At 71.5% G+C, this 1,697-nt stretch carries 3 protein-coding genes; 2 read left to right on the forward strand and 1 reads right to left on the reverse strand.

Features of this window, described 5'->3' with window-relative positions:
* The first annotated feature begins 76 nt into the window (after nt 1-76).
* The gene (gene folK / locus AC27IO_RS23890) at nt 77-586 is read left to right on the forward strand and encodes a 2-amino-4-hydroxy-6-hydroxymethyldihydropteridine diphosphokinase (RefSeq protein WP_498741146.1); all 510 of its coding nucleotides are present in this window, start codon (nt 77-79) and stop codon (nt 584-586) included.
* Between the two features lie 64 nt (nt 587-650).
* Here folK and AC27IO_RS23895 read toward each other — a convergent pair whose 3' ends face one another.
* Entirely contained in the window at nt 651-1,289 is a 639-nt protein-coding gene (locus AC27IO_RS23895; RefSeq protein WP_498741142.1) for a cysteine hydrolase family protein, read from the reverse strand.
* Between the two features lie 119 nt (nt 1,290-1,408).
* On the opposite strand from AC27IO_RS23895, the gene AC27IO_RS23900 reads away from it, so the two are divergent.
* A partial coding sequence (locus tag AC27IO_RS23900) for a type 1 glutamine amidotransferase family protein (RefSeq protein ID WP_498741144.1) occupies nt 1,409-1,697 on the forward strand: 289 nt, incomplete at its 3' end.

The following is a 1,697-nucleotide window of genomic DNA, read 5'->3' on the forward strand; positions in this document are numbered from 1 at the left end:
CGGTGGTGGCGGCGAGGGCGCGGCCCCCCGCGGCCTCGTCCGGCCCTTCGGGCGATTGAACGGGGCAGGGCACGGCATGGCGGCGGTGTCCTTTCCGGCGGGCGGCCCAGGCACCCCGGTCTCCGCCTGGATCGGCCTGGGCGCCAACCTGGGCGATGCGCGGGCAGCGCTGCTCGGCGCGCTCGATGCCATGGCGCAATGGCCCGGCAGCCGTTTGCTGCGAGTGTCGTCGCTGTACCGCAGCGCACCGGTGGATGCCGGTGGCCCGGACTACTGGAATGCCGTGGCCGAACTGGCCACCCCGCTGGCCGCGATCGACCTGCTGCATGCCCTGCAGGCCATCGAGCAGGCGGCTGGCCGCGAGCGGCCCTACCGCAACGCGCCGCGCACGCTGGACCTGGACGTGCTTTTGTACGGCGACGAGCGCATCAACACCCCGGAACTCACTGTGCCCCATCCGCGCATGGGCGAGCGGGCCTTCGTGCTGCAGCCCCTGGCCGAGATCGCACCCGGGCGCGTCGAGCCCGCCCGCCTGGCCGCCGTGCAGTCGCAGCGCATCGAGCGGCTCGGGCCCTTCTGGCCCTGAGCGACCCCCTCGCGCTCCGCAGGGAGCGCCGACGGGTCGGTGTTCGCCGCTACTGCACTACTGTTCAGGCGGCCTCGCGCCCGCGCTGGTTCGACGAATACACATCGCCCTTCGGCAGGGCCTGGCCGGCCTGCACGGCCGCCAGCCAGTCCCGGGTGGTCGCCACCGCCGCGAAGTTGCTGTGGAACACCACGCTGAACACGCGGTGGATTTCCTCGGCGCTCACGCGGCCGGCCGCATTGGCATAAGGCAGGGCGCCGCTGGCATCGCTCAGGAACTCCACGGCCAAACCCCGGTGCGCGGCCTCGAACACCGTGCTGGCGTCGCAGTTGTGCGTCATGTAGCCCACCACGGTCAGCGTGTCGATGCCGCGGGCAGCCAGCCAGTCGGCCAGGTCGGTGTTCGCAAAGACGCTGGCGAGCTGCTTCTCGATGCGGTGGTCGGCAGGCCGGCGTGCCACTTCCGGGTGCAGTTGCCAGCGGTCCGTGGCCTTGTCGAACACGGGCGCGCCCGGGGGCGCGGTGTGCTGCACCACCACCACCGGCACGCCGGCGGCCTGAGCGGCGTCCATGGCGCGGGCGATGTTGGGCAGTGTGTCGGCCACCGGCGGGTATTCGATGGGCAGGTTGCCGCCTGCGAAGTACTCGTTCTGCACGTCGATGACGACCAGGGCGCGGCGGGGAGTTGTGGGGGTGGAGGGCATTCTCGAAGTCCTTTCGAAGGGGGGGCCTGAAGCGGCGGAAGGGTCGGAGGTGATTGTTCGCTTTCCGCGCCACCGCTGAAAGTGGCTGGATCGACACCGATCGATAGAATCGGGCCATCATGCGAACCCCTTCCCAGCCCACCCCGGACACTGTCGCCGTCGTCGCCTTCGACGGCATCAGCCCCTTTCACCTTTCGGTGCCCTGCCTGGTGTTCGGCGAGGACCGCACGGCGCAAGGCGCACCGCGCTACCGGCTGCGCGTGTGCGGCTTGGCGCCCGGCCCGATGCGCACGTCCGCCGGGTTCGGCATCGACGTGGCGCACAGCCTCGCGGTGCTGCGTCGGGCGCAGATCGTCGTGGTGCCGTCCTGGCACGAGAACCTGGCCCCCGCGCCCCCCGAGCTGCTGG

The sequence above is a fragment of the Acidovorax sp. KNOB132 genome (assembly GCF_057541515.1).

Coding starts and splice junctions, on each gene's coding strand:
- folK (WP_498741146.1), top strand. CDS start 77: ATGGCGGCGGTGTCCTTTCCGGCGGGCGGCCCAGGCACCCCGGTCTCC.
- AC27IO_RS23895 (WP_498741142.1), bottom strand. CDS start 1,289: ATGCCCTCCACCCCCACAACTCCCCGCCGCGCCCTGGTCGTCATCGAC.